The organism is Rhizobium sp. BR 315 (genome assembly GCF_050577975.1).
GTDB lineage: Bacteria > Pseudomonadota > Alphaproteobacteria > Rhizobiales > Rhizobiaceae > Rhizobium > Rhizobium miluonense.
The window spans coordinates 1-23,924 of the sequence record NZ_JARWKZ010000075.1 but is presented as its reverse complement, the minus strand read 5'-3'; the positions used below and the strand labels follow the sequence as shown (position 1 = coordinate 23,924).

Here is a 23,924-nt window from a genome sequence, read left to right as displayed (position 1 = left end):
CGACAAATTTGCGCACTGCATCGGCACGGTTGGCGATTTCGCCGTAATAGCGAACCTCGCCTTTGCGGCCTGCTTCCGCCAGACCGATCGCGATTTTTTCCTTACTCACATCCAAACCAACGTAAAGTGCGATATCATCGACCACGGCTCGTCTCCTATGTTTGAGGCTCTGGCTCTGCAGCTAACCCTCGTTCTGAACATAATGCGAGACGAGCCACCCTGCCGGCCAAGGACATGGGGTCTCAATGCTCGCTTCGGTAAGGAACCGCGCAATTTTTTAACTACACGAGAAAGCCGCGCGCTCATTTGAACACACAAAGGTCGCTCTAACCTTTTGAATCTAGAGACCAAGGGTCGAACCTAGGTCAAACTTTGATCAATAAGAAAATAGCGCCTCTGGCGCCTTGCCGCGGTTCAGGGCATCCTATGATGGCTGAAAATTGTGCTTATGGCAGTTGGAGGAAGGCCGATGCGCTGCTTTACCGTGCTTGGACCCTCGCAGACCGGAAAATCGACAGTCGTGGAAAAGCTCGGCTCGCTGGAGGGGGCGCCGAGAAAATCCAGCTCCCCTTATGGATTGAACCTCACAGAATTCACCTTCAGAAACGAGGCGTGGTGTGCGCTGGATGCGCCAGGACCCAACGAAGCGTTAGCGCATGCACAGCACGCGCTTCTTGCCAGCGACGCCTGCATCCTGTGCGTTTCATCGGCACCCGAGGAGGCTGTGCTCGCCGCGCCCTATCTGCGGATAGTCGAAGCTTCGGGGACGCCTTGCATCCTCTTCGTCAACCGGATGGACGAACCGAGAGGGCGGCTGAGGGACGTGATCGCCGCGCTTCAAGACTACACCAACCACACCCTTCTGCTTCGCCAGATCCCGATCCGCGAGGGCGACAGGATCATAGGCAGTTGCGATCTGATTTCGGAACGGGCGTGGCGCTACCGGGAAGGCCAGACTTCGGCGCTGATCGCAATCCCCGAAAGCGCCGCCGAACGCGAGCACGAAGCGCGCACCGAGCTTCTGGAACACCTGTCCGAATTCGATGACTGGCTTCTCGAGGAACTGATCGAGGACCGCGAGCCACCCAGCGACGCGCTCTATGCCATTTCATCACGGGTTCTCAGGGAAAACAGGATTATCCCGGTCCTGATCGGTGCTGCAAGTCACGGCAACGGCATGACGAGGCTGATGAAGGCGCTGCGCCACGAGGCGCCGCCGGTAGGGGTTCTTCGGCAGCGTCTCGCTCATGCGGGAACTATCGATGAAGGCAAGCTGGTGGCCGTGAGCTTCCATGCCTATCATCGCCAGAATGTCGGCAAGACGGTGCTCGTGCGCGCACTTGGTGAGGGACTGCGGCAAGGCGCATCACTGGGCGGCTCCAGCCTCGGCGCCGTACAAAATCTCGCAAACGGGCGGTCCAATTCGGCGGTTCTGCCTGCGCCGGGGGATGTCTTCGCGACGGTCAAGTCCGACCACCTGCCCGTCCCTTCGCTGTTGACATCAGGCGCGGTGGTCGCCCCGCCTGAGTGGACGGAACCACCCACGCCGATGCTTGAAAGGATCCTAATTCCGGGCAGCGAGCGCGATGAAAACAAGCTATCCGAAACGCTGGCAAAACTTTCCGAGACGGATCGCGGCCTGAAAGTCTTGCAGGAGGAAGGCACGGGCGCTCAACTCGTCCGCGCCCAAGGGCCGGTGCATCTGCGTGATCTCTGCCGAACGCTGTCCGATGTCTTTCACATCTCCGTGACCGACCGAACGCCCAGCCCGATCTACCGCGAGACGATCACGAAACCATCGGAGGTTCATTACCGCCATCGCAAACAGACCGGCGGTGCCGGGCAATTCGCGGATGTGAAGCTGAGCATTCATCCCAACGAGCGCGGCCAGGGCTTCACCTTTGGCGAAACCATCAAGGGCGGCGCCGTTCCGCGCAATTACATCCCCGCCGTCGAAGCGGGCGCGCGCGAAGCGATGGAGAAAGGACCGCTAGGCTTCGAGGTCATCGATGTCGGCGTAACGCTGTCAGATGGTCAGCACCATACCGTCGACAGTTCGGAACACGCCTTCCGGACTGCGTCGAAAATGGGGGTGCGTCAGGCGCTTTCCGAAGGATCGACCGTCTTGATGCAGCCGGTCTTCCGCAGCGAGATTCACATTCCGTCGGTCTATTCGGGCAGCCTCGTCCAGATCGTCTCCGCTCTCAACGGCCAGGTTCTCGGCTTCGACCGGGATGAAACCGCCAAGGGATGGGACATCTTCCGGGCGCTCGTTCCGGGCAGCGCACTTGACGATCTGGCGCGGGCGCTGCGCTCGGCGACGCAGGGCATTGGTTATTTTTCCAAGACCTTCGATCATTTCGAGGAGCTATACGGCAAGGAAGCGGACGCCATCGTGAGGGCACACGAGACACCAGGCGTCGCACACTGAAACGTTCGGCCACTTCATGCTCGTTCGCAGAGGCCCACTGGCTCTGCCGGATGGGCACGTGCGGCTGCTAGTATCAGCGAGCACTGATCACGACCGATGAGCCCATTCGCGCAGACCGATGTGTCTTTCGGCACTTAAACTGTTGAATTCCATAATAAATCCACTCCAATTACCGTTTCGCGATGACCCACGGTTGGTTCAAAATAACGAAGCATTTCATGGGTCTGTCTCCACCCGGCTGGGTCACCACCAGGCGGAAAGAAGGGTCAAATCAGGACGGAATTCAACAGACATGGCCTGACAACGTGACAACACCATTTTTTACGGAAACGCCAATATTGGCGGCATCTATGCTGGGTTCAAACTGCAACTCGTCCATGACGTCCTGGCGCAGGGTTAGATCATTCATCGCTCTTCTCCTCTTGAGTAGAAATAGCCTGAGGCAAAACCTCAAGGGTATGATCGCTCTTCGGTGTCAGGCGTCATTGCGTTCAATCAATTCAGCTGGATACATCTTCTCGTATCGGGCATGAGATTTAGGTCCCGGGTCACTGCGGTTGGACAGCGACAGCTCAACCTGCCAAAGAGCTGTGTCGCTGGATGGCGCTGTCATCGTGAAGCCCGCCTTTCGGCAAAAACTCAGCATCTTGAAATTATCAGGCATGACGGAACCGCACAGGCCTTTCAGTCCTTGCACACCGGCAAAATCAAGGAGCCGTTTCAAAAGCGCGCCTCCGAGGCCGTTTCGTTGGCAGTCGCTTCGCACAAGCAGGCCGAAATCGGCCGCTTCCTGAGCATTATCGATCACAAGCCGGGCAACACCGACAATCTGCTCGTCGATATCAGTTGCCACAAAAGCCATTTCCCGCTCGTAGTCGATATGCGTCATTCGAGCGACAGTCGCATTGGAGAGTTTCGTATGCCCAAAGAAACGCGCACGTATGTCGGATGGCGATATGCGCTCAAGCATCGAGCTGTATGCCCGGGCATCGCCGGGGCGTATGGGTCGCAATACGAAAGTCCGGCCTGCCAAGCGGATCTTTGCTGTCCATTCGGTGGGATAGGGTTTTATGACAAGGTGGCGACTTGGTGCTGGTTCGTGCAGGCGGGAAGGGTCAATCTCGATTCGCGCATCCATCGCAACGACGGCCCGACCAGCAACGGCCAAAGGATTAATATCGATCGCGCGGATGAAGGGGAAATCAACGGCCATTTGCGACAAGGCAAGAAGCGTCCTCTTGACGGCGTCGAGATTCGCGGGGGGTACATGACGGAACCCGCGCAATAACTTCGAGATTCTCGTTTCGTCGATGAGGTCGGCCGCTAAGTCATCGTCAAGGGGCGGCAGGGAGATAGCAACGTCGTCGATTTGCTCCACGGCTATTCCCCCGGCTCCAAAAGCGATTACCGGGCCAAAGACAGGGTCTACGGAAAGGCCAGCAAACAGTTCGATACCTCCCTCCACCTTTATCATGGGTTCGACGACGAACCCGTCGATTTGCCCGCTCAGCCCCGCGTCAGATGCCCTGTTTTGCATATCACGCGCCGCACGGCATGCTGCGGCTCGGCTGCGAATGTCGAGCGCGACACCGCCAATCTCGGATTTATGCGTAATGGAGCGCGATAGGATTTTTACGACGATGGACCGATGGTTACGAAGCATTGCAGTGGCAAGTTGTGCGACGGCCGCGACATTTTTCGCAATTGAACATTCCGCACTGGGAATTTGATAGAGGCTCAAGACTGCCTTCGCCTCCGGCTCCGTCAGCATCGTTCGCGACTGGCTCGCGACGCCCTCCATCAGACGTTGCGCTTGCTTCCTGTTGACCGCAAGTTCCGGGGTGACCGCGATATCAGTCAGCGCCTTTTGGCGCCGTCCCCACTCGCCAAGAACATGCAGGGCGGCAATCGCATCGTCAGGCATTCCATAGTCGGGAACGCCCGCAGCACGCAGGATAAACCGGCCCTCACGGCTGGCCTTGCCCCCAAGCAGACATGCTAGCAAGGGCTTCCCGGGCCAGTCTTTTTCCTGCGCGGCGGTAACGATTGCCGCGGCTGTGGCGGCTGGCTCCGCGGCCTGAACCGGGCAATGCAGAGCAAGGATCGCATCAACGTTTGGATCGCGTGCAACAATCTTGACGGCCGCGGCGATCCTTGCTGGCGGTGCATCTCCCAGGACGTCGACCGGATTGCTTTTCGACCACCCCGATGGAAGGATCTTGTCGAGCTCGCTTGTCGTTTGCGCAGTCAACGCTGCCAGGCGCTCGCCTCGATCAAGGAGGCTATCGACCGCCAAGACCCCCGCGCCCCCGCCATTGGTGACCAGTGCCACGCGCAGTGATTGCGGCGGATGGGCCTTTTGCGTAATTTCTGCAGCAGCGAGTAGTTCCGTCAGGCTTTTCACCCGAATGATACCAGCGCGCTTAAGTACCGCGTCGACGATGCGGGAGTTACCGGTCAATGCGCCCGTATGGGTCGCTGCCGCCTTCGCCGCTTCGCCATGCCTGCCCGGCGCGATGGCGATCAGAGGCTTTGTCCGGCACGCCGCCCGAGCAGCGGAGACGAACTTTCTCGGATCAGGAATGGATTCCAGATACATGACGATTGCCGCTGTCTGATGATCGGCAGCCAGAAAATCTATAGCGTCGCCCGCATCGACATCAATCATATCGCCGAGGGAAATAATCTTTGAGAAGCCCATGGAATGATCGCATGCCCAATCCAGGAGTGAACTGACGACCGCTCCCGATTGCGAAATTAAGCCGATCTTCCCGCGTTCTGCACCAGTCAGGACAAAACTCAAGTTGAGGTTTGCATCGGGAAGAATGAGACCCACGACATTGGGTCCGACAATGCGCAAGCCGTATGGCCGAGCGGCGGCAAGTACCGCCTTTTTCAGTTCATTGTCAAAATTTCCCGTGACGATGATGGCAACTTTTGTTCCTTTGCAGCCGAGTTCTCGGATAATGGAGACGACGGTCGGTGCCGGCGTTGCAATTATCGCGACATCCGGAGGACTGGGCAAAGCGTTGACATCCCGAAAACACGTCCGCCCGAGGACATGCGCGTATTTGGGATTGACGGGCCATATCTCCCCACAAAAACCACCATCGACGACATTCCTGAGAATTTTTGAACCGATCGCGTCCTCGCGGATTGATGCTCCGATGATGGCTACCGATTTCGGGCACGATAGCACAGCTAGATTCTTGACTGACATACGGGTGCGTTCCCTCGGATTAGCGGTAGACCAGAACAGGTATGTGGGCTTTGGCGATCACGCCGTTTGCAACGCTTCCCATTAGCAATGAAGACAGACCACTCCGCCCATGCGTAGCCATCGCGATGAGATCACAATCCAAGCTGTCAGCGGTGTCGACGATGGTCTTGGCAATATCATTGCTCTTGATAACCAGCGTCTTGCAAAGGACACCCTTGTCGGAAGCTCTGAGCTTCTGGCGCGACAGCATGGCGTCGCAGTTTGAAGCGGCAGTCCTTTCGTGCTCCTGCTGCTGATTTCGGTATTCATCGCTGTCGATGGCCAGCATGCGGAAGGGCTCGGCCACGGCCAGCAAGGTGATCTCGGCATTCATCTCAGCGGCAAGGGCCATGGCCTGTGCAGCCGCCTGTGAGGCCATTTTGGATCCGTCGGTTGGAACCAATATATGTCTGAACATCGATAGCCTCCTTGTTGAGTTCAGGGCGGGTCCTCAAACCCGTCAACATCGATCGTTCGGTTATCAGCCGATTTGCGGAAGAGTGCATTTGACGACTGCGCACTGCTGGATAACCGGATTTGCGGCCCACCAAATTCGGCGGGTGACAGCAAGCCTTCTAGTGCCCCCAGAATATGGGCAGCCTGGCCGTTTCAAGCATCGTGCGCGTTACACCGCCGAAAACGAATTCCCGGAGGCGCGAATGGCCATACGCTCCCATGACAGCCAGGTCGGCCTGCACATCAACCGCGTGCTGGGCAAGCATTTGCGCTACGCCCTTGCCCTGACCCGAGAGAACGTCGACAACCACCGATATGCCATGCCGCACGAGATAGGTCGCCACATCGGCTCCCGGTTCCTCGCCATTCCGGGAAGCCGTCTCTGTAGGATCGATCATGGTCACATGGACTTCGTCCGCAGCTTTAAGCAACGGCAAGGCCTGTTGTACCGCACGAGCGGCCTCCATCCGAGAATTCCATGCTATCATTATCGACCGTGGCGCGATTGTCGCTGGCCGATCAGTCGGATTGAAAAGCAAAGCTGTCGGCGACTGGAAAAGCGCGCCGTCGATCACGCGCTTGCTAAATTGCAGGTCCGTGGCCGCCCGAGCTCCGACGAGCACGAGATCGGCATAGAGTGCGCGGGGCGCGATATCCGCCCCGGCCCACGCATATTCCGTGTACAGGTCGTGGACATCATGGGACAGGCCGGACTGGCTGAGGCTAGCCTTGGCCATTTCCACTGCATCTGCCAGCTTCGCAAGGTCTCCTTCGCGCTCCTCCAGCCAAGCTGCGGAAACAATCTCGCCATAGCCGCCGACGGGCGGCGGCGCCGCCATCGCGACGACCAGGACCGAAAGATGCGCTTGGGCAGCCTCGCTGAACACGATAGCCTGCTTAAGATCGTTCTCCAGATGGTTTACTCCGATGGGAGCGAGGATTGTCTTGAAATTCATCGCCTGATCTCCAAGTCTGAACATGAGCATTTGCCGATTTTGCAATACTCGCTTCAACGCGCCTTGATCGGCGTCAACTTTTCGATCGCAATTTTTGAGCCTTGATGCGATTTCATGTTTTGCGATGTTTTGATCAAAGACAATGTAAGCAAGCCCACACCCGGGCAGAGTTTCTCTCCAAAGAAGATTGTCATAATGGAAGGAAACTGAAATGCTTCGGGCAATAATCATATCCCTCGCCGCACTTGGCATTGTTTACGCCAGTGCCGGTATAGGGAGGAACACAACAAGTACCGAACAAAAGGAAAGCGCAGAAAAGGTCGAGAAGAAGCCGCGAATGGGGTATGAGGACCCCTATTTCCCACCAGCCAAGGGCCACGGTTTTTGATAAGACCACACGCCTGCGATCGTTGAGCCTGCGTCCGAGCTGTTCGCAGGCTTTCAAGCTCCCTATGCCTCCTTTTGAGCGAGCCAGATACCCAGCGCCACAGGCAGCCAAAAAGTGAAGCCTCGAAAGACAAGCATCACTGCAAGCGCGGCCTCGAGCTCCACCCCGAAGAGATGCAATAAAGCGACGCAAGTATTCTCGAGCGAACCAAGACAGAGCGGTATTGGAGCAAGCGCGCAACTGCCGATGCAAGGACGAAGCTGATAAATGCATCAACGGGAGCGATAGACACTGCAATTGAACTCAATGTCAGCCAGAGCGTTGCGGCATCAAGAATGAATATAGAGGCTAGCAAGCTGACTGACTTACGAATGGTCAACCGGTCTCCGACAATATCGCGCCTCATCGAAGCAATAATGTCTTCAAATCGCCTCATGAACGACCGATCTTGTGCAAACTTCCGGAGGAACACCGTATTTCTGGCGATCAGTGATGGGCGGCTCAGCTCCAATTTTACTGCATCGCAATCAGGGCTTTGCGGAAACGTATTGATGCGAGCCCGAAGAATATGACCCCGATGATGGCCAGCGCCGACATCTGTAGCCAGACGATGGAAAGACCGGCGCCACGATAGAGGATTGCCTGGGAGAGCGCCACGAAATGCGTCGATGGCGAAGCCATCATCCCGTGCTGCAGCCAGCCTGGCATGCTCTCAAGCGGCGTGGTGCTGCCAGATAGGAGGTTCATCACCACGAGAAGCGGCATGGCAATCAGGCCAAATTGCGCCATCGATGTCGAGATGGTCGCGATGAGGATGCCGAGAGCTGTGACCGAAAAGAGGTAGAGGATGGCCGCTGCGACGAAGAGCGGAAGCGAGCCCGCCACGGGAACCGCCAGCACACGTTCAACGACGACAAGCAAAGAGACGATTGCCGCTGCAACGATGACCAAGCCGTTCGCCCAGATCTTGGCGAGCATGATCTCGACAGGCCTTATCGGCATGACGAGAAGGTGCTCGATTGTGCCGTGCTCCCGTTCACGGATCAACGCCGCACCTGCGAGGATCACTGCAAGAATGCTGACATTGTTAATGACCTGCATGACTGAAGTGAACCATTCGGATTTGAGATTCGGGTTGAACTTGGCGCGAACCACAAGATTAATTGGATTGGTCTGCGTCTCGCCGGGGATCGCTGCAAGGACCTCCTGCAGGATAATGTTCTGAATGTAGGTGGCGCCATTGCCCGCCTGCGACATGGCGGTCGCATCAATATCGATGCCCACCGAAGGGCGCCTGTTGGCGATTACGTCCTGCTCGAACTTTGGCGGAATTTCGACGACGAAAACAAAGCGACCTGCATCCATACTTGAATCGGCCTCGCTGGCGTCAACTAAGACCGGTTCGTTGAAGAACGGCTTGAGGAGCGCGTCGCGCAACCGCGCTGAGAGCATGGAATGGTCTTCATCCACGATGGCGACAGACGCATTTTCCACGTCGAACTTTGCACCCGTCGCCACAGCATAGATCGCGAAGGTAAAGGTGTAGACGATCAACAGCATCAGGACCGGATCTGACCGGAGACTGTGGAGTTCCTTCACGCCGAGCCGCAAAATTCGCAAGAGGGAGGCGATCATATCAGGCTCCCTGCTTGCGCAGCACGACGACTGCGGCAGTGATGAAGGCGATGCCGAACAAGAATAGCGCGACGAGATCCGGCCACAGGGCCGAGAGGCCAAGCCCCTTGGCAAAGATGCCGACGCTAACGGGCTGGTACCAGGCAGCCGGAAAGGCGAGTCCCATCAATCGCCCGCTGCCGGAAAGCGAGGAAACAGGAACGAGCAAGCCCGAGAAGTTCACAGCCGGAATGATGGCGATGATCGCCGTAGCGAAGATGGCCGCAACCTGAGTTTTGACAAAACTCGATACAAGCAGGCCGAAACTGGTGGTGGCGAGGACATAAGCCAGCGAACCGACAGCAAGCGTCGCAAAGGAACCTTTGAGGGGAACATCAAAGACAAATCGCGACACCAGGACCAGTGAAAGGAAACTCAGGAAGGCGATCACCACATAGGGGAGCTGCTTGCCAAGCAGAAACTCAAAACGGGTGACGGGAGTCGCCCGGAAATTGGCGATCGACCCTGTTTCCTTTTCTCTAACAATGCCGACCGCCGTCGTGATGGCTGGAATCAGCACCAACACCAATACGATGACGCTCGGCACGATAGCATTTACGCTCTTGAATGCCTGATTGTATCGAAAGCGCGGCTCAATATTGATCGGATAAGGGGAGCTGGCTTTGCCATTTCTGCGCGTTGCTTCATCCGTCAAATAGTTCGACGCGAGACCCGTCACGTAACCTCGCGCGGTCTCTCCCCGGAAGGGCATGGCGCCATCAAGCCAGACAGCAACCTCAGGCCGGCGCTGACGCAAAAGGTCATGGCCAAAGTCGGAGGGTACCTCGATCGCAAGCTTCAGCTCCCCGCTTTTCAATCGAGCGTCCATATCGCCTGGCGAGTTGATGGGCGGCTGCTCGTCGAAATACCGCGACCCCTGGAAACTCTCCAGCAATTGCCGGCTTTGGGCTGTCTGATCTTGATCGTAAGCTGCAAAGGGAAGGTGCTCGACATCGAAGGAAATGCCGTAGCCGAAGGCGAGAAGAAGAAGAATCGGCCCGAGAAAAGCGAAAACCAGACGCGTGGGATCGCGTAGGATTTCCAACGTCTCGCGCCATGCATAGGCCCACAGACGGCGCGGGTCGACCGCGCCGGACGTCGCGGTCTTATTATCCCGAACTGGATCGGAAAGTTTGACCAGACCGGCATCGTGACCCATTCCGGCCTCATCGAGCGCGCTAATGAACACGTCTTCAAGCGTTTCCTTCTTTCGCTGTTGTTTCAACTCGTCTGGGCTGCCGATCGCCAGCACCTTGCCCTCATGCATCAGCGAAATGCGGTCGCAGCGCTCGGCCTCGTTCATGAAATGCGTAGACAGGAAGATCGTGACACCTTCCTCGCGCGCAAGAGCAATCAGGAAACGCCAGAAATCATCACGGGCAATGGGATCGACACCGGAGGTCGGCTCGTCGAGGATGAGTACCTCCGGCCTATGAATCACGGCAACTGCGAGCTGCAGCCGCTGGCGTACACCGAGCGGAAGGCCTTCCGGCTGATTGCCGGCAACGTCCAAAAGATCGAAGCGGTTGAGCATTTCTCCGACGCGCGGTTCGATCGTGTCATGTGGCATGCCGAACAGCCGAGCGTGCAGTGCCAAGTTCTGCCGCACGCTCAATTCACCATAGAGAGAAAAAGACTGTGACATGTAACCGACGCGGCGGCGAGTCGCCATGTCACGCGCATCGAGGGGCTGACCGAACAAAGCTGCTCGCCCCTCGCTTGCAGGCAAGAGGCCTGTCAGCATCTTCATCGTCGTACTCTTCCCAGAGCCGTTCGAACCGAGGAAGCCGAAAATCTCGCCCTTTTCGATACGAAAGCTAACGTGATCGACCGCGGTGAAAGCGCCAAAGCGGCGGGTAAGCCCCTCCGCCTCGATCGCAGGAAGGCCACCATACGGCACGCGGGGAGGAACCTCGATCGGACTATGAGCCCGACGAACATTCTTCGGCATAAGGGCAACGAAAGACTGCTCGAGCGAGTTCTCACCCGTCCGTTGCTTGATCTCGGCCGGACTACCGGTCGCGATAACGCGGCCGGCATTCAACGCGACCAACCAGTCGAATCTTTCCGCCTCCTCCATATAGGCCGTCGCGACGATGACGCTCATCTCAGGGCGGCGGCCACGCATGCTGGAAATGAGTTCCCAGAACTGCCGGCGCGACAATGGATCGATACCCGTCGTGGGCTCATCGAGGATCAATAGATCGGGATCGTGAATCAGAGCAGCGCAGATTCCCAGCTTCTGCTTCATACCGCCCGAAAGTTTGCCCGCAGGCCGATCCCTGAACGGGGCAAGGCCAGTGGCAAGCAAAAGCTCGTCGATTCTCGTCTTCCGCGTAACGCTGTCCTGCCCAAAGAGACGGGCGAAAAAATCAAGATTTTCCGCAACTCCGAGCGTGGGATAGAGATTTCGCCCAAGCCCTTGCGGCATGTAGGCGATGCGTGCGCATACCGATCGCCGCTCACGCGCGCGGCTCATGTCGCCACCGAGCACTTCCACATCTCCGGCTTGAATGCGAATAACGCCTGCAGCAAGCCCAAGCAGAGTCGACTTGCCGACCCCGTCGGGTCCGATAACGCCACAGGTGGAGCCGGCGGGAATTTTCAGGTCGACATCGTCGAGGGCCAGTGTCTTGCCGTAACGATGAAAGACATGCCGAAGGTAGACTGCCGCGTCGCTCATTGCGGCAGCTTCACGGTAAGCTCAGCGGGCCACAGGATGTTCCTGCTGCCGCGCACATAGGCGACGCCCCGTACCCCAATCTTCACTTGCGCCTCATATTGCTTCAGGAGACTGGACGCGATCTGGAGTTTGACGCGGAACATCAATTTCTCCCGCTCGTCCTGCGTCTCGACGGTCTTGGGCGTGAACTGTGCATCGGTTGCAACGAACGAAACCGTGACTGGGACCACATAGTCGGGGGCGGGGTCGAGTATGATCCGTGCCTCGTCGCCAATGGCAATTGATCCCGCCACCTTAGCTGGCAAGAAGACAGTCATATAGACATTTGAAAGATCGAGCAGCGTAACGATCGGAGCACCTGCGGCAACGACCTCACCTGATTGTACCAGCTTGTACTCCACGCGCCCTCGACGCGGAGCGATCAAAACCGCGTCGTTAAGCAATGACTGAATTCGTGCGACCTCGGCGCGCGCCGTATCCGTCGCCGCCTTCGCCTCGTCCAGCGCCGCGGCGGCCGCAATACGGGCGGCCTGCGTGGCCTTTAATTGGCTTTGGCGCAAGTCGAGTTGCTGTTTCGTACCAGCACCGCGGGTATTCAAATCGGACGCACGGTCGTATTCCTGCTCGGCGAGCACAAACTCGCTGTCACGTTGGGCGATCAAGGCTTCCGCCTGGATTGCCGCTTTTTCTGCGCGCCGAACTTCCGCTTGGGCACCCGCGAACTGCGCTTGCAGATCAGCGGTATCCATTCGAGCCACCACGGCGCCGGCATCAACAGTCTGCCCCTCGCTGACCAGGACTTCGGAAACGCGTCCGCCAAATTTGGCGGAAACCAGAACCTGTTCCGCCTCGATCCGCCCATTAGCCATGGATATGCCTTCGGGAAGCCGCTTGCCTCCCAGCCTGTCCCACAATGCGTGCAATCTGCCTGTGAGGTTTGCCTCATTCGCAGCTGCCGCAGGGCGGCAGCCGATGCCAGAGCCAATCGTCAGTGTCGCGATTATGAAAAGAGGCAGAAAATGACGCACGAAACCGCAACTCCGGCAAGTGTTGAAAGACAAGGATCCGTCATTGGAGCCAATGTCTTGCTTCTATTGCCGGACAACCGCCCCTACATTGACTTAGATCACGGAGCATAGAGGTTTCTACCCGCTACCGTGGCATAGCATGCTACTCCACAATCAAGCCTGCCGCGCCGAGAACGGGCAGATATTGTGTGTTGCGTGGAAAGGCTTGTCCGGTTTCGGCGAGGAAGCCAAGGCCAACGCAAAGGCCGGCGACCACTCGGCGCGGGCTTTCAAACAGTGACCTGATACATGCGTTGAAATCGAAAATGATAATGACAATTCGGTGTCGCTTCTTTCGGACATTCAAGCCTGGCGCGGCTTCGATGGCAAACCAATGTCCGTAAGCGGCGACATCGCAGCAATATGTCCTTAACCTCCCCAGGGATAAGAACTTGATAGGAATCATTCCTTGAATGTTGTTTTTATCTTTATTATTCAATGTATTAGCGCCTATCCCTCTGTAAGACGCGCCTTTGATTTGCACCGAGGACACCACCAAGACACCACGAGATATAAATTCGTCGTATGCACTGCCTCCCGGCTTTCCGTGAGAAGCTAGACGTCACCCCACATGCCTATATAGTGCTGCCTTGCGGAGCAATTTCAGCAATCCGTCGTGACCGACCCGTCAATCACATAGAGGCAGTGCTCGCGGGAGCCGGCGCGACATTCACTCTGATACCCGAGATCATCGCCTTTTCCTTCGTGGCGGGTGTCGATCACCAGGTCGACTTGTTTGTTTCCTTTGTCATCGACATCGTCATTGCCTTCACCGGCGGTCGCCCGGCCATGATATCCGCGGCCGCCGGATCGGTCGCTCGGCTCGCTATGCCCCTGGTTCATACCCATGGCCTGTCCTACCTCTTCGCGGCCGGCTTATTTGCAACGGTGCTGCAGATCACCTTCGAGATTTTACGTCTTTTCGTCATGAAGCGCTATGTGTCGAAACCAGTCCGCGAGTGTTTCGTAAACGCGCTCGCGAGCCTAGGGCGCAAGTTTCACGAATCGTTGGAGGGTTTCAGCTCAACTAAAAGTATATTACGGCATTGTGACCTCCTGTGGTTTTATAGGAAGAAGCCGCGGCCGATATGGCCGCCTTCGAAAGGCGTCAGAAAACGTTCATCAGGCTGTCGGGTCGAGCGTTGCCGTCTGCGACGTCGAGGCACCCTCATGTGGCCGCGACGGCTCCGGCAGCCATAAAGCGCGCGAGCCTATATCTCGCCGCTCATGGGTAGGAGAGGTTTTAGAGCAGTGAGGGGGCCTGGCCTACTAGCGGCGGTGGTTGCCGCACGTGTCAGGGACATCAACAACCTCGTTGTCCAGTCCAACCTTGCCAAGGTTGGGGTCGAGGGTTCGAATCCCTTCGCCCGCTCCAGTTTTCCTAAAGAAAACGATATGTTAGCCTCTTCGTCGAGTGAAGGGGCTTTGATATTTTTCCTCGAGATACCACCGAGATACCACCATTCAGTTTGGGTCGCCGAGGATTTCTGCGGCGGGAACAAGAATGGCTGACAATCGGCTGAAGTCAGTCAGGACCTGTTTGCGCTTGAGTTCATCTTCAATGTGAGGCTTTTCCAACGACATCAACCCACGGGATACGAGCAGCTTTCCGTTGCTGAACCGTATCAATCAGGGCAAGCTCGTTGCGGGAATGGTGGGAAATTTCTAGAATGAAAACCTCCCCGGATTGCCGATCGAAAGCCATAAGCGCCGCTTGAATCTGGCGGAGACTTGACGCTGAACCGACTTATCCCAAGCGCGACGCGGCTAACGCGCTTTTAAGCGATCTATGGCAATTCGCTGCGAGTCAGAATACTATTCTTGCAAAAGGATCCCTACCCTCATGGCTCGTGGCGAACTGATGAAAAAATTGCTGGCAAGCTATGGCCGGGACGAAGAGTTCCGCGCCGTCGCCGAGCAAATCATCAGTGAAGAGGAAAAGAAGAACAACGTCGTTTTGGCGCGGTCTTTACGCAAGACTCTTGAAAACCCATCCAAGCCCACCCGGCCAAAGGCGCTTGCTCCGCTCATCCCATTTCCGGAAGCGGCAGGCGATTTCATAGAACGCATCGAGCCAGTCCACTCTCGACAAGACATCGTCCTCAGTCGCGATAATGTTCGCGTATTCGCCGGCCTGTTGTCGGAATTCCGCAGCGGAGAGCAAATCCGGCGCCGAGGGCTGGCTGTCCGTTCCAAGCTTCTCTTTTGTGGGCCGCCCGGTTGCGGTAAGACGCTCTGCGCCGAAATTTTCGCCGCCGAAGTCGGACTACCACTATACATTGTCAAGCTTGATAGACTGATTTCGTCCTATCTTGGCGAAACGGCTACGAATATCCGCAAGCTGTTCGAGTTCGCGCGTAAACAACCATGCGTGCTGTTCTTCGACGAATTCGACGCCTTGGCGAGGGCGCGCGATGATGCGGGAGAGCACAACGAATTGCGCCGCGTCGTCAACAGTCTGCTGATCTTTATCGACCGCATCAAGCCAGCCGGCTTTCTGATCGCGGCGACGAATCTCGACCGCTCTCTCGATCCGGCCGTTTGGCGGCGGTTTGAAGAGGTTGTCTGGTTCGATCGGCCGGACGATAAAATGATCCGGGAGTATCTAGGCCTCAAATTTAAGAATGTGATCTTGGGATTCGATCCAAGTGAACATATCGCTAGCCTGGCGGGCTTCTCGTTCGCCGAGATCGAACGCGTCTGCGTTCAAGCGATAAAGGCCGCCATCGTAAAAAGACAGAAAGACGTCCGCGCGGACGATTTTGAGCAAGCCTTGGCGGATGAGCGCCGACGCAGGCGCGATCACTCGCGTCTGGAAAATCGATCATAAAAGGGATCAATGGCACAGTATGAGCACCTGCAGCTCGTACGGCTGCCTGAGAGGCTGGAGCGGCGCAAAACGGGCGGCGGAGGCGAAGCACCGAAGCGGGAGCCCGGAGCGCACGCCAGGAAGCTGACCAAAGATCTCGACGCAGCGGTCGAGACGCAGGTTCGCCGACGCAGACCCGATGCCGTCGACCCAGCTCTTATTTTACGCGTTCAGATGACCGGCCCACTTTTGGAGGAAGACTGGAACAAAGCAGGCCTGACACTGCTCTCCAGCGACGAAGATCGTAAGCTCGTCCTGTTTGCCGATTCCGATCAGCTAACCGATTTTCGACGGCGAATCGACTCATATGCGAAAGGGACACCCGCCGGCCAGAAGAACCCTTCCTATAACGCGTTCATCAGCGGCATCGAAGCGATAGGCTCTGTCGAGCCAAGGGATCGTATTGGTGTTGGGGCGCGAGGTGACGGTTTTGTTTCTCCGGACGACTTTATCAGTGGTGTCCCTTATGTGGTCGACATTGAGCTATGGGATATTGGCCGACGCGACTATCGCGAACGCACGCTCGAGGATCTCTCCACATTCGTGGAGGCGAACAGCGGGCAAGAACTGGACCGGTACATCGGCCCAGCGATCACAATGGTCCGCTTCGAATGCGACGGTAGTGTCGTAAGAAATCTTCTAAGCGTCGAGTCCGTTGCCGAATTGGATTTTCGGCCGGCGGTCGACACGGATACACACGATTTGGTCAAGTTGACGCTCGCTGACCTGCCTGCTGCAACCGATATCCATGATGATGCACCGCTCATTGGCGTGATCGATAGTGGCTTGAACGCCCATCCGCTCATTGAGGACATTATCGTTGGGGCAATAGGCGTTCCGGATGCGTTGGGAACGAGCGACGAGTGGGGTCATGGCACTAAGGTGGCCGGGGTTTCTGTATTTGGCGACCTGCGCCAGCAGCTGGGTGCTGGAACGCTTGGCCGGGGCGCACGCCTATGTTCGGCCCGCGTGCTCGATGATAAAGGTGAGTTTCCAAACAAGCGCCTGACCGCCGGTCAGATGCGCGAAGCCATTACACGGCTCCACGAGACCTACGGATGTCGGATTTTTGTAATCGCGCTGGGAGATAAGAAGAAAGTTTACGACGGCGGGAAGGTGGGTGTCTGGGCAGCGACGCTGGACGAACTCGTTCGTGAACTAGACATTGTCATCGTTGTGTCGTCGGGCAACCGGCCGCCTCGAAAGGGGCTTCGGATCGAAGAAGCCATCACCGATTATCCGCATTACCTTACGGAAAGTGAAAATCGTCTCTGCGAGCCGGCAGGGGCAATGAATGTCTTGACAGTCGGCGCCCTGGCGCACGATCACGGGATTCCGGCGAAACTTGGTGACGACATCAAGGTACAAGCGATCACGCAGGCGCTTCAGCCATCGCCGTTTACCCGCGTAGGCCCAGGCTTACGCGGTGGCATCAAGCCGGATCTGGTTGACCTCGGGGGCACCCTCATTTTCGATGGTGGCGTCGCGCGACTGCGAGGTGGCGAGGAAGTGCCGGCAGCCGGCGTGCTTACCCTGTATCATCGCTTTATCGATCAGCTTTTCACGGCCGCCTCTGGGACCTCTTATTCAGCGCCTCTGGTCGCGTTCAAAGCCAGTCAAATACTCGCGCGCTTTCCGGGTGCATCGGCCAACCTGATCAGGACCCTCTTGGCAGCCAGCGCTTCCATTCCCGAAGCCAGTACAGCAAAGCTCGCCCTTCTCGGCGATCGGGCAGTGCGCAATATTTGCGGCAATGGCCAGGTGGATCTTGAGAAAGCGGTTTTTTCCGACGATTCGCGGGTCGTTTTCTATGCGGAAGACGAGTTGGCCATTGATCACTTCGCAGTGTATCAGATCCCGATCCCCGACGTATTCCAGGAGACCAAAGGCCGCCGGCACATTCGCATTTCACTGGCCTATGATCCGCCAGTCAAACACAGCCGCCTCGACTACGCCGGCGTTACCATGGGTTTTAGATTGATCCGGGGGTGCGACGCGGATTTCGTCTTCGACCACTTCAAGAAGCGGGACATCGATGACGGCAAGTTCCCGGAAATGCCCGGAAAATTTAACTGTAAGCTGACACCTAGCTCCACGCTCCGGGAAAAGTCCTCGCTTCAGACCGCAACTGCCACCTTCGACAGAACCATTACGGGCTACGGTGACACCTATTATTTGGTCGTGCGTTGTGCCGGCGGCTGGGCCGGTGAAGTGGGACACCAAGCGTTTGCGGTGACCGTCGAACTGGCTCATGAGGTGGAAATACAGTTGTATGAGCGACTGCTGCAACGCATCAGGGTGAAAGTATGATCATCGACACATGATGTTCGAATGGTGGCTTGCCTGTAACTTCCAGAATTGTGTTCGCTTGCCGCGCTTGTCGACCCCGACGACGACACGGCAACTATCCAATCCACTATTCGGGACGCGCAGAACATTTGATGCGCTTCGCAAGAGCAACCAGACGAAAGACAGCACGCTTCGGATTGGACTCAAGCCAAATCGCTGAAACGAGATTAAAACTGGCAGGCCCGGCGATCGGACGCCACACTGTGCGATCTAAATGTAAAATCCTTGCAAGGCTTTCACTGACCAGTGTGACCCCCTTGCCAAGTTGAACGTCAATAAAAATGGTGGATTGGCTGACGTCACAATGCCGAACGGACGGCCCGTCCGACGATGTCGTGATATGCGCCAAGAGATGTGGGTCGAACTGCGCCACATTTCCTCCGGCCGGAATCAGCAGCTGTTCGCCAGCAAGGTCTGCCCACGAAACGGCTTGGTTCGTGCACAGACGGTGCTCGACGGGAAGAAGAACGGCGAGACGCTCTTCCCAGATCGCTTCACTCAGGCATGATTTCGCGCGACAATTGCCGCTCATGAAGGCGACATCGAGCACTCGGCGGCGGATGGCATGGGCATATTTCCCATATGCGACCTCTTCGATTGCAATTGCCACGCCAGGATGTGTTTTTTCAAAGCGTCTAATCAGTTGGACAAGGAAGTCCTGCCCCACCGACAGATTTACCCCTACTCGCAATGTTGTCACATCAATATTTCGGAGTGCCGTACGGGCAAGCGCCTCCTCCAATCTCTCGTAGTGGACGCGGATTTCATTGAGCCAAGCCCGTCCCGCCGTTGTCAAATGGACGCCGTGATTGCCCCGTTCGAATAGCTGGAGATCTAGGTATTGTTCCAGCGCGAGGATGTTGCGGCTGACACTGGACTCCTGCACTCCGAACGCTAGTGCCACCTGCCGCATGCTGCCATATTCGACCGCCGCAAAAACGTATTTGAGATGAAGGAGGGCGTTGATATCCATCATGGAGCCTCGTCATTCAAAGGCGTTCACGATGTCGTCCTTGATTTTCCCGACCGCAGCACAAAGAGATCTGATTTGCTCATTGGTATGGGCCGCCGTCACGCAAATACGCAATCCGGCTTGGCCCTTTGATACCGTTGGGAAAAAGATTGCTGAGGTGTAGAAGCCCTGCTGGAAGAGATTTCTCGCGGCGCCGATCGCAGTAAGCTCGTCGCCAAATTGGACAGTCCGGATCGGAAGCGGTGCGCCACGCTGTACCGTGGGTATTAGCTCATCGAACAGAGTTATCTTTTGCTGCAGCATTCCTTGTAGGCGAGACAATTTTCCCGATCGATGAAGCTTCGCAGACGCCAAACCGGCGCCGATGGCGGCGGTGTTAAGCGACGCCGAAAACGCATGTGCCACAGCAAATCTGCGAAAGAGGAGCTCCTGATGGGCCGTGCCCAGCATGATCATGCCGCCGGAAGCGCCGAAGCCTTTTCCAAGAGAAGCAGCAATGATGGTGCGGTCGCCCAATTCGCCAATCTGGGATTTTGCGAAGCCTTCGCCATGTTCGCCGAAGAGTGAGATGCCGTGTGCATCGTCGATATAGAGAAATAGGCCGTATTTTTCCTGCAATCGACGCAGTTCGGATATCGGAGCACTGCCGCCCATTGAATAGACGCCGTCACAGATGTAGGCGACCGCTCTATTCTGACGGCATAATCGCTCGAGAGCTTCAAGGTCGTTGTGGGCTATTGTCTCGACCCGCGTCTCCTGAGCAATGGTGCCCTTATGGTAGGCAAGGGTTGCATGCGCCAAGCGATCGAACACCATGACGGGCTTGGGGCCACCAGTGAGATGGCCCGATGCCAGCAACGGCAAGGCACTCATATTGGCGGCGAGCACTGTGGTGTAGGTGATCACCCGCGCGGCGAAGAGATTGGAGAGGGATTCTTCCAACTCCCCGAGGCTGGTAAAATTCAACCGGGTGCGGGCGCACGACCAATGCAGTGTGCCGGCGCTCCGTACGGCTTCAGCGGCGCCCTCGACAATGTCGGGATGATTGTCCAGGCCCAAATATGAGCACCGGACAAAGTCGACAACCGCACGATCCTCAAAGTTCGGCCTGACGGTCCTGCCCTCCGACGGATGGGCGTAAATCGCCATGATACCTTGGTAGTGGGCAGCTTCGAAATGTCTATCGGCTGTGTCGATGAGGCTTGCGGTATTGCGGTGGGCCGCTTTGCTGTTTCGCTCAGAACGCGCGGAAATCTTCTTTTCCATATTTCAAACTCCGGTCTGTCAGTATGCAGACCAGAGGTTGAAATTATTACCTGGCAACTTCAACAAACGGGGCCGGAAATCTCCCGAAATATGCAACATGCCTGATATGACATAGTCGATCATATGTGAAGCTGTCTGTATAGGGACTAGCCAAATTCAACCGCGTAACCGCTGGACCGGATCGTGCGGATAATATTGCGACCAATCATCTGCTCCAACATGCGGCGCAACCGCCCGACATGAACGTCGACCGTTCTTGGCTCGACATAGTAGTTCGGAGGCCAGGCCGCTTCGATAAGTTCCGATCGGCTGAAGACGCGGCCTGGTACTTGAAGCAAACGGCATAGAAGCTTGAATTCGATCGGGCCGAGCCGAATTTCTGCCGAACCGTGTCTGACCAGCCTCTTACTTGCCTCAAGACTGAGTTCCCAAACGTTGAACGTATTGCCGTCCCGGCGGACGCCTCCTATTCCCAGTGGCAAGCCCGATAGGAGAGATTGCAGATAGACCAATATCCTCGCCGGTGAAATCGGACGAACAAAACTTTCGGTCACGCCGGCTTTGAGAAGATCAAGATAGTGCCGCTCATCGCCGCTGGGCATCAGCGCGAGTAAAGGGATATGTGCCGTGGTCCGATCGGTTTTGATCAGGCTGCAGATGCGCAGCGCATGCTCAGCATTGTTTTCGGTATCGAGGACAATTGCTAAAACAGACGTGCGTCCCGCAAGCTCTCCCACCTCCTTTTCGTCCAGGAGCGCGGAACTCAGGCCCTCCACTGCGAGAATGTGGCTGAACACGAGATAAAGGTCGGGGTTTTGCGACCAGAAAAGAACCTCAGGATTCATGTGACAGCCCTTCCCCTGCTAGCTGCCAGATCGACGATCCGGAATTGTGTTGCATCAAAAATGGCGGTAAAATCGCCACATTTCGTAATTTCGCCGTGGATTTTGTGCGAAAGCGCCTAATATTCGCATTTCCTACATAAAAGTCTAGTATGATTCTCCAATTTTTGATGCAACATTTTTGTTGCTTTTCTGGTAACCTTCACGCACCCTGTGGATTTGAAGCGCAAGCTCCTTTATGCCTATCCAATGTCCGTGAAAGATCCGCCGTTGTTCATGAAGTCCAGCATCGACCATCTGCCGCCGCTCAAGCAGCGCGAGCTCGCTCGGGTCCTCGAGGTGTTGCATGAGGAATTTGAAGACGCGCTGAAGGGCGGCTCAGCGGATTTCAAGAAGCGTGGCCGCATCCTGAAAATCATCCTGTTCGGATCCTATGCGCGTGGTAGCTGGGTCGACGAGCCGTATACCAAGAAGGGATACCGCTCGGACTTCGATCTGCTGGTTGTCGTCAACAATCGCAAGCTTACCGATTTTTCCGGCTATTGGCAGAAGGCGGCGGATCGGTTCATGCATTTGCCGGAAATCAAGACGCCGGTGAATTTCATCGTGCATTCACTTCGCGAGGTAAACACCCTACTCAACGAAGGCCGGTATTTCTTCGTCGACCTCCGCCGTGACGGAATAGTGCTTCACGAACTCGATGATAAGCCGCTAGCCAATCCCAATCTCCTTCACCCTGCGGACGCCTACAAATTTGCATCAGAGTATTTGGAAGATCGGTTGCCTCTCGCGAAAAGCTTCGCTGAGGGAGTGGAGTTTTTTGCAGCGAAAGGCAAACTCAAGGAAGCGGCATTCCTGTTGCACCAATCGATCGAGCAGGCTTACGCAACGTTGCTGCTCGTGCTGACCAATTACAGCCCAGCCTCCCACAATCTCAAGCACCTGCGTGGCCTCGCTGAAAGTCAGGCGCAGCAGTTAGCGGACGCTTGGCCCCGCGATCAGCAGCGCTTTGTTGCCTGGTTCAACATTCTTAACGAGGCGTATGTCAAGGCGCGCTACTCAAAGCACTATGAGATAAGCCGAGAAGCGCTCGCCTGGCTCTTAAACCGCACGACGGATTTGATCGATCGGGTGGAAGCAGCCTGTCAGGATCACCTTGAAACACTTAGGATAGATGCAGAAGAAGCTGATCGCCGCTCAAGGGGGCGAGCATAATCTCTGAGGAAAAACGTCGTCGGATTTCCTGCATAATGCCTCTTTTAGAGCGGCATGCCTGCCACAAGTAAAATGCCCGGGACGATATGAAAGGTCGGCTATATCGACCTTCGCGGCTCCTCGACGAGCTTCCAACGTCCGGCTTCAAAATCAACTCCCTGCGCCGGACGCAGGAGGTATTTGCTTGTCCCGAAATTCAACGACACGTCCATCAGCCGGCCGCTTTGACGACAAATCCGATGCCGCTCGCAACGATCATCGAATAGTCTATGACACGATCGCACTTTACGGCGATGTCGCGCCAACGGCAGTAGCATGGTGCGCATTTGAGGCTTGGTGCGAAGGTGACGAAGAAGAGTATCGTTTCTGGTTGGGCATCTTCCAGCGCCTGCGCAATTAGATTGTCAATCGGTCTCGTCTACATTCGATGATCTCCATTGAAAGCAAAATTTGCAGACCGATTCTCCTATGAGAGGCCTTTTATAAGACCTCAGACCCATTCCAATTATGATGAAAAGTTGAAAAACTGGTCGCTACTGCGTGTGACGCTCTCTCGACTTGCCAGAAAGCGAGCGCCTGATTACAACCATCTGCAGATGGCTGAAAATAAGCTGCAACACTACGTTCCAAAATGCCATATGCGACCCTTTTCATTGGCCGAGGGGCGAGCATCGATCAATGTCTATAATATAGATTCCGACAGGTGCATCCCGAACGCGCCAATCAAGGGACAATGCGCGCGCGACTATTTCTACGGCAAAGACCTGCAGTTTGAAAAAGCGTTGCAAGGGTTAGAGGGGGTGTATGCGGCGGTCGTAAAAAAGGCGGCAGAAGACCCTACTGCGATAACAAAATCTGATCTCGTCGTCCTCCGCGAGTTCACACTGCTGCAGACATATAGAACGTACGCCTACGTCGAAAAATTGATGGCAGTATCAGAGATGCAGCACGCGGACCTTAAAGCTGCGGCCTCCGGCAAAGAAGTGCCGGAACCTGCAATTAAAGGTATTGAGCAGGCCGTGATGATGGGAATCGGCCACTACTTGAACGGTCGAAAGCATGTCAAAGACCTCGAAATGTGTCTCGTAGTAAATTCCGCCCAGCGCGAATTCATCACGTCAGATGACCCCGCTATCCTCACAAATCGTTTCCACTTTCAAAAACTCCGCAGCGATACGTTTGGACTTGTGAGTGCCGGAACTATATTATTTCTTCCGCTGACACCGAGATTAGGGTTCATAGCTGTGTTTCGGCGTGGAATATTGACCCCTCTGGCGGGGTGACCGGCGTCCAATTTTGACCCCCCACCTGTTTCGTCTGACCATCCGTCTTTTGCTGGCGGATGGAGGGGGAGTTGAAGCGAGTGGATACGATTGCGCGTGTTCGTCGAGCCTTCCATGTGCAGGGCTGGTCGGTGAAGAAGATCGTCCGGGAGCTGCATGTGTCCCGCAACACGGTCCGCAAGATACTGCGCTCCGATGAGACCGACTTACTTT

18 protein-coding genes and 2 pseudogenes are annotated in these 23,924 nt (G+C 56.2%); 8 read left to right on the top strand and 12 right to left on the bottom strand.

What is annotated here, in order from left to right; translation table 11 throughout:
* Positions 1-469 precede the first annotated feature (469 nt).
* A complete protein-coding gene (locus QD409_RS32820) occupies positions 470-2,431 on the top strand; it encodes an elongation factor G (protein ID WP_430764774.1) in 1,962 nt (653 codons plus the stop codon).
* A 289-nt stretch (positions 2,432-2,720) separates the two neighbouring features.
* Here the strand turns inward: QD409_RS32820 and QD409_RS32815 are convergent.
* From QD409_RS32815 to QD409_RS32775, 9 genes and pseudogenes are all read right to left on the bottom strand, one after another.
* Positions 2,721-2,840, bottom strand: a pseudogene (locus QD409_RS32815) (BON domain-containing protein); the annotation flags it as partial.
* Positions 2,841-2,906: 66 nt separating this feature from the next.
* On the bottom strand, positions 2,907-5,651 hold the full coding sequence (locus tag QD409_RS32810) for a GNAT family N-acetyltransferase (RefSeq protein WP_430764773.1): 2,745 nt from the start codon (positions 5,649-5,651) through the stop codon (positions 2,907-2,909).
* A gap of 19 nt (positions 5,652-5,670) precedes the next feature.
* Positions 5,671-6,108 carry a universal stress protein gene (locus QD409_RS32805; RefSeq protein ID WP_430764772.1) on the bottom strand — a complete coding sequence of 146 codons (438 nt, stop codon included), beginning with the start codon at positions 6,106-6,108 and terminating at the stop codon, positions 5,671-5,673.
* 157 nt (positions 6,109-6,265) lie between these two features.
* Positions 6,266-7,333: a universal stress protein gene (locus tag QD409_RS32800; RefSeq protein WP_430764771.1), complete on the bottom strand. Its 1,068-nt coding sequence runs from the start codon at positions 7,331-7,333 to the stop codon at positions 6,266-6,268.
* Between the two features lie 219 nt (positions 7,334-7,552).
* The gene (locus QD409_RS32795) at positions 7,553-7,714 is read right to left on the bottom strand and encodes a lysylphosphatidylglycerol synthase domain-containing protein (protein WP_430764778.1); all 162 of its coding nucleotides are present in this window, start codon (positions 7,712-7,714) and stop codon (positions 7,553-7,555) included.
* Between the two features lie 289 nt (positions 7,715-8,003).
* The gene (locus QD409_RS32790) at positions 8,004-9,125 is read right to left on the bottom strand and encodes an ABC transporter permease (protein ID WP_430764770.1); all 1,122 of its coding nucleotides are present in this window, start codon (positions 9,123-9,125) and stop codon (positions 8,004-8,006) included.
* Position 9,126: 1 nt separating this feature from the next.
* Positions 9,127-11,847, bottom strand: coding sequence for a ribosome-associated ATPase/putative transporter RbbA (gene rbbA, locus QD409_RS32785; RefSeq protein WP_430764769.1), 2,721 nt, complete (start codon positions 11,845-11,847; stop codon positions 9,127-9,129).
* Entirely contained in the window at positions 11,844-12,716 is an 873-nt protein-coding gene (locus QD409_RS32780) for an HlyD family secretion protein (RefSeq protein WP_430764777.1), read from the bottom strand. Before QD409_RS32780 ends, rbbA begins: the two co-directional genes overlap by 4 nt.
* A 301-nt stretch (positions 12,717-13,017) precedes the next feature.
* Positions 13,018-13,353, bottom strand: a complete 336-nt coding sequence (locus tag QD409_RS32775) for a hypothetical protein (RefSeq protein WP_430764768.1) — start codon at positions 13,351-13,353, stop codon at positions 13,018-13,020.
* A 161-nt stretch (positions 13,354-13,514) separates the two neighbouring features.
* On the opposite strand from QD409_RS32775, the pseudogene QD409_RS32770 reads away from it, so the two are divergent.
* The 3 genes and pseudogenes from QD409_RS32770 to QD409_RS32760 all read left to right on the top strand — a co-directional run.
* Positions 13,515-13,901, top strand: a pseudogene (locus tag QD409_RS32770) (SulP family inorganic anion transporter); the annotation flags it as partial.
* 856 nt (positions 13,902-14,757) lie between these two features.
* Complete coding sequence (locus tag QD409_RS32765) at positions 14,758-15,744, top strand: AAA family ATPase (RefSeq protein WP_430764767.1); 987 nt, start codon at positions 14,758-14,760, stop codon at positions 15,742-15,744.
* Positions 15,745-15,753: 9 nt separating this feature from the next.
* Positions 15,754-18,093 (top strand): S8 family peptidase, encoded by a 2,340-nt coding sequence (locus QD409_RS32760; protein ID WP_430764766.1) that lies wholly within the window; start codon positions 15,754-15,756, stop codon positions 18,091-18,093.
* A gap of 106 nt (positions 18,094-18,199) precedes the next feature.
* On the opposite strand, the gene QD409_RS32755 is transcribed toward QD409_RS32760, so the two are convergent.
* The 3 genes from QD409_RS32755 to QD409_RS32745 all read right to left on the bottom strand — a co-directional run bounded on the left by QD409_RS32755 (position 18,200) and on the right by QD409_RS32745 (position 21,216).
* On the bottom strand, positions 18,200-19,108 hold the full coding sequence (locus tag QD409_RS32755; RefSeq protein ID WP_430764765.1) for a LysR family transcriptional regulator: 909 nt from the start codon (positions 19,106-19,108) through the stop codon (positions 18,200-18,202).
* A gap of 9 nt (positions 19,109-19,117) precedes the next feature.
* Entirely contained in the window at positions 19,118-20,371 is a 1,254-nt protein-coding gene (locus tag QD409_RS32750) for an aminotransferase class I/II-fold pyridoxal phosphate-dependent enzyme (protein ID WP_430764764.1), read from the bottom strand.
* Between the two features lie 146 nt (positions 20,372-20,517).
* Positions 20,518-21,216, bottom strand: coding sequence for a winged helix-turn-helix domain-containing protein (locus tag QD409_RS32745; RefSeq protein WP_430764763.1), 699 nt, complete (start codon positions 21,214-21,216; stop codon positions 20,518-20,520).
* Between the two features lie 273 nt (positions 21,217-21,489).
* On the opposite strand from QD409_RS32745, the gene QD409_RS32740 reads away from it, so the two are divergent.
* The 4 genes from QD409_RS32740 to QD409_RS32725 form a co-directional block, all read left to right on the top strand.
* Entirely contained in the window at positions 21,490-22,428 is a 939-nt protein-coding gene (locus QD409_RS32740) for a nucleotidyltransferase and HEPN domain-containing protein (protein WP_430764776.1), read from the top strand.
* Positions 22,429-22,612: 184 nt separating this feature from the next.
* Positions 22,613-22,828: a hypothetical protein gene (locus QD409_RS32735; RefSeq protein ID WP_430764762.1), complete on the top strand. Its 216-nt coding sequence runs from the start codon at positions 22,613-22,615 to the stop codon at positions 22,826-22,828.
* 118 nt (positions 22,829-22,946) lie between these two features.
* Positions 22,947-23,711, top strand: coding sequence for a DUF4238 domain-containing protein (locus QD409_RS32730; protein WP_430764761.1), 765 nt, complete (start codon positions 22,947-22,949; stop codon positions 23,709-23,711).
* Positions 23,712-23,782: 71 nt separating this feature from the next.
* Positions 23,783-23,924: helix-turn-helix domain-containing protein (locus QD409_RS32725; RefSeq protein WP_430764775.1), on the top strand; the 142-nt coding region annotated here is incomplete at its 3' end.

What these genes read in the sequence shown, in the direction of transcription:
- QD409_RS32780 (WP_430764777.1), bottom strand. Translation starts at nt 12,716, where the DNA reads ATGGCTAATGGGCGGATCGAGGCGGAACAGGTTCTGGTTTCCGCCAAA.
- rbbA (WP_430764769.1), bottom strand. Translation starts at nt 11,847, where the DNA reads ATGAGCGACGCGGCAGTCTACCTTCGGCATGTCTTTCATCGTTACGGC.
- QD409_RS32800 (WP_430764771.1), bottom strand. Translation starts at nt 7,333, where the DNA reads ATGATTATTGCCCGAAGCATTTCAGTTTCCTTCCATTATGACAATCTT.
- QD409_RS32745 (WP_430764763.1), bottom strand. Translation starts at nt 21,216, where the DNA reads ATGAATCCTGAGGTTCTTTTCTGGTCGCAAAACCCCGACCTTTATCTC.
- QD409_RS32805 (WP_430764772.1), bottom strand. Translation starts at nt 6,108, where the DNA reads ATGTTCAGACATATATTGGTTCCAACCGACGGATCCAAAATGGCCTCA.
- QD409_RS32790 (WP_430764770.1), bottom strand. Translation starts at nt 9,125, where the DNA reads ATGATCGCCTCCCTCTTGCGAATTTTGCGGCTCGGCGTGAAGGAACTC.
- QD409_RS32760 (WP_430764766.1), top strand. Translation starts at nt 15,754, where the DNA reads ATGGCACAGTATGAGCACCTGCAGCTCGTACGGCTGCCTGAGAGGCTG.
- QD409_RS32755 (WP_430764765.1), bottom strand. Translation starts at nt 19,108, where the DNA reads ATGATGGATATCAACGCCCTCCTTCATCTCAAATACGTTTTTGCGGCG.
- QD409_RS32740 (WP_430764776.1), top strand. Translation starts at nt 21,490, where the DNA reads ATGAAGTCCAGCATCGACCATCTGCCGCCGCTCAAGCAGCGCGAGCTC.
- QD409_RS32820 (WP_430764774.1), top strand. Translation starts at nt 470, where the DNA reads ATGCGCTGCTTTACCGTGCTTGGACCCTCGCAGACCGGAAAATCGACA.
- QD409_RS32750 (WP_430764764.1), bottom strand. Translation starts at nt 20,371, where the DNA reads ATGGAAAAGAAGATTTCCGCGCGTTCTGAGCGAAACAGCAAAGCGGCC.
- QD409_RS32810 (WP_430764773.1), bottom strand. Translation starts at nt 5,651, where the DNA reads ATGTCAGTCAAGAATCTAGCTGTGCTATCGTGCCCGAAATCGGTAGCC.
- QD409_RS32765 (WP_430764767.1), top strand. Translation starts at nt 14,758, where the DNA reads ATGGCTCGTGGCGAACTGATGAAAAAATTGCTGGCAAGCTATGGCCGG.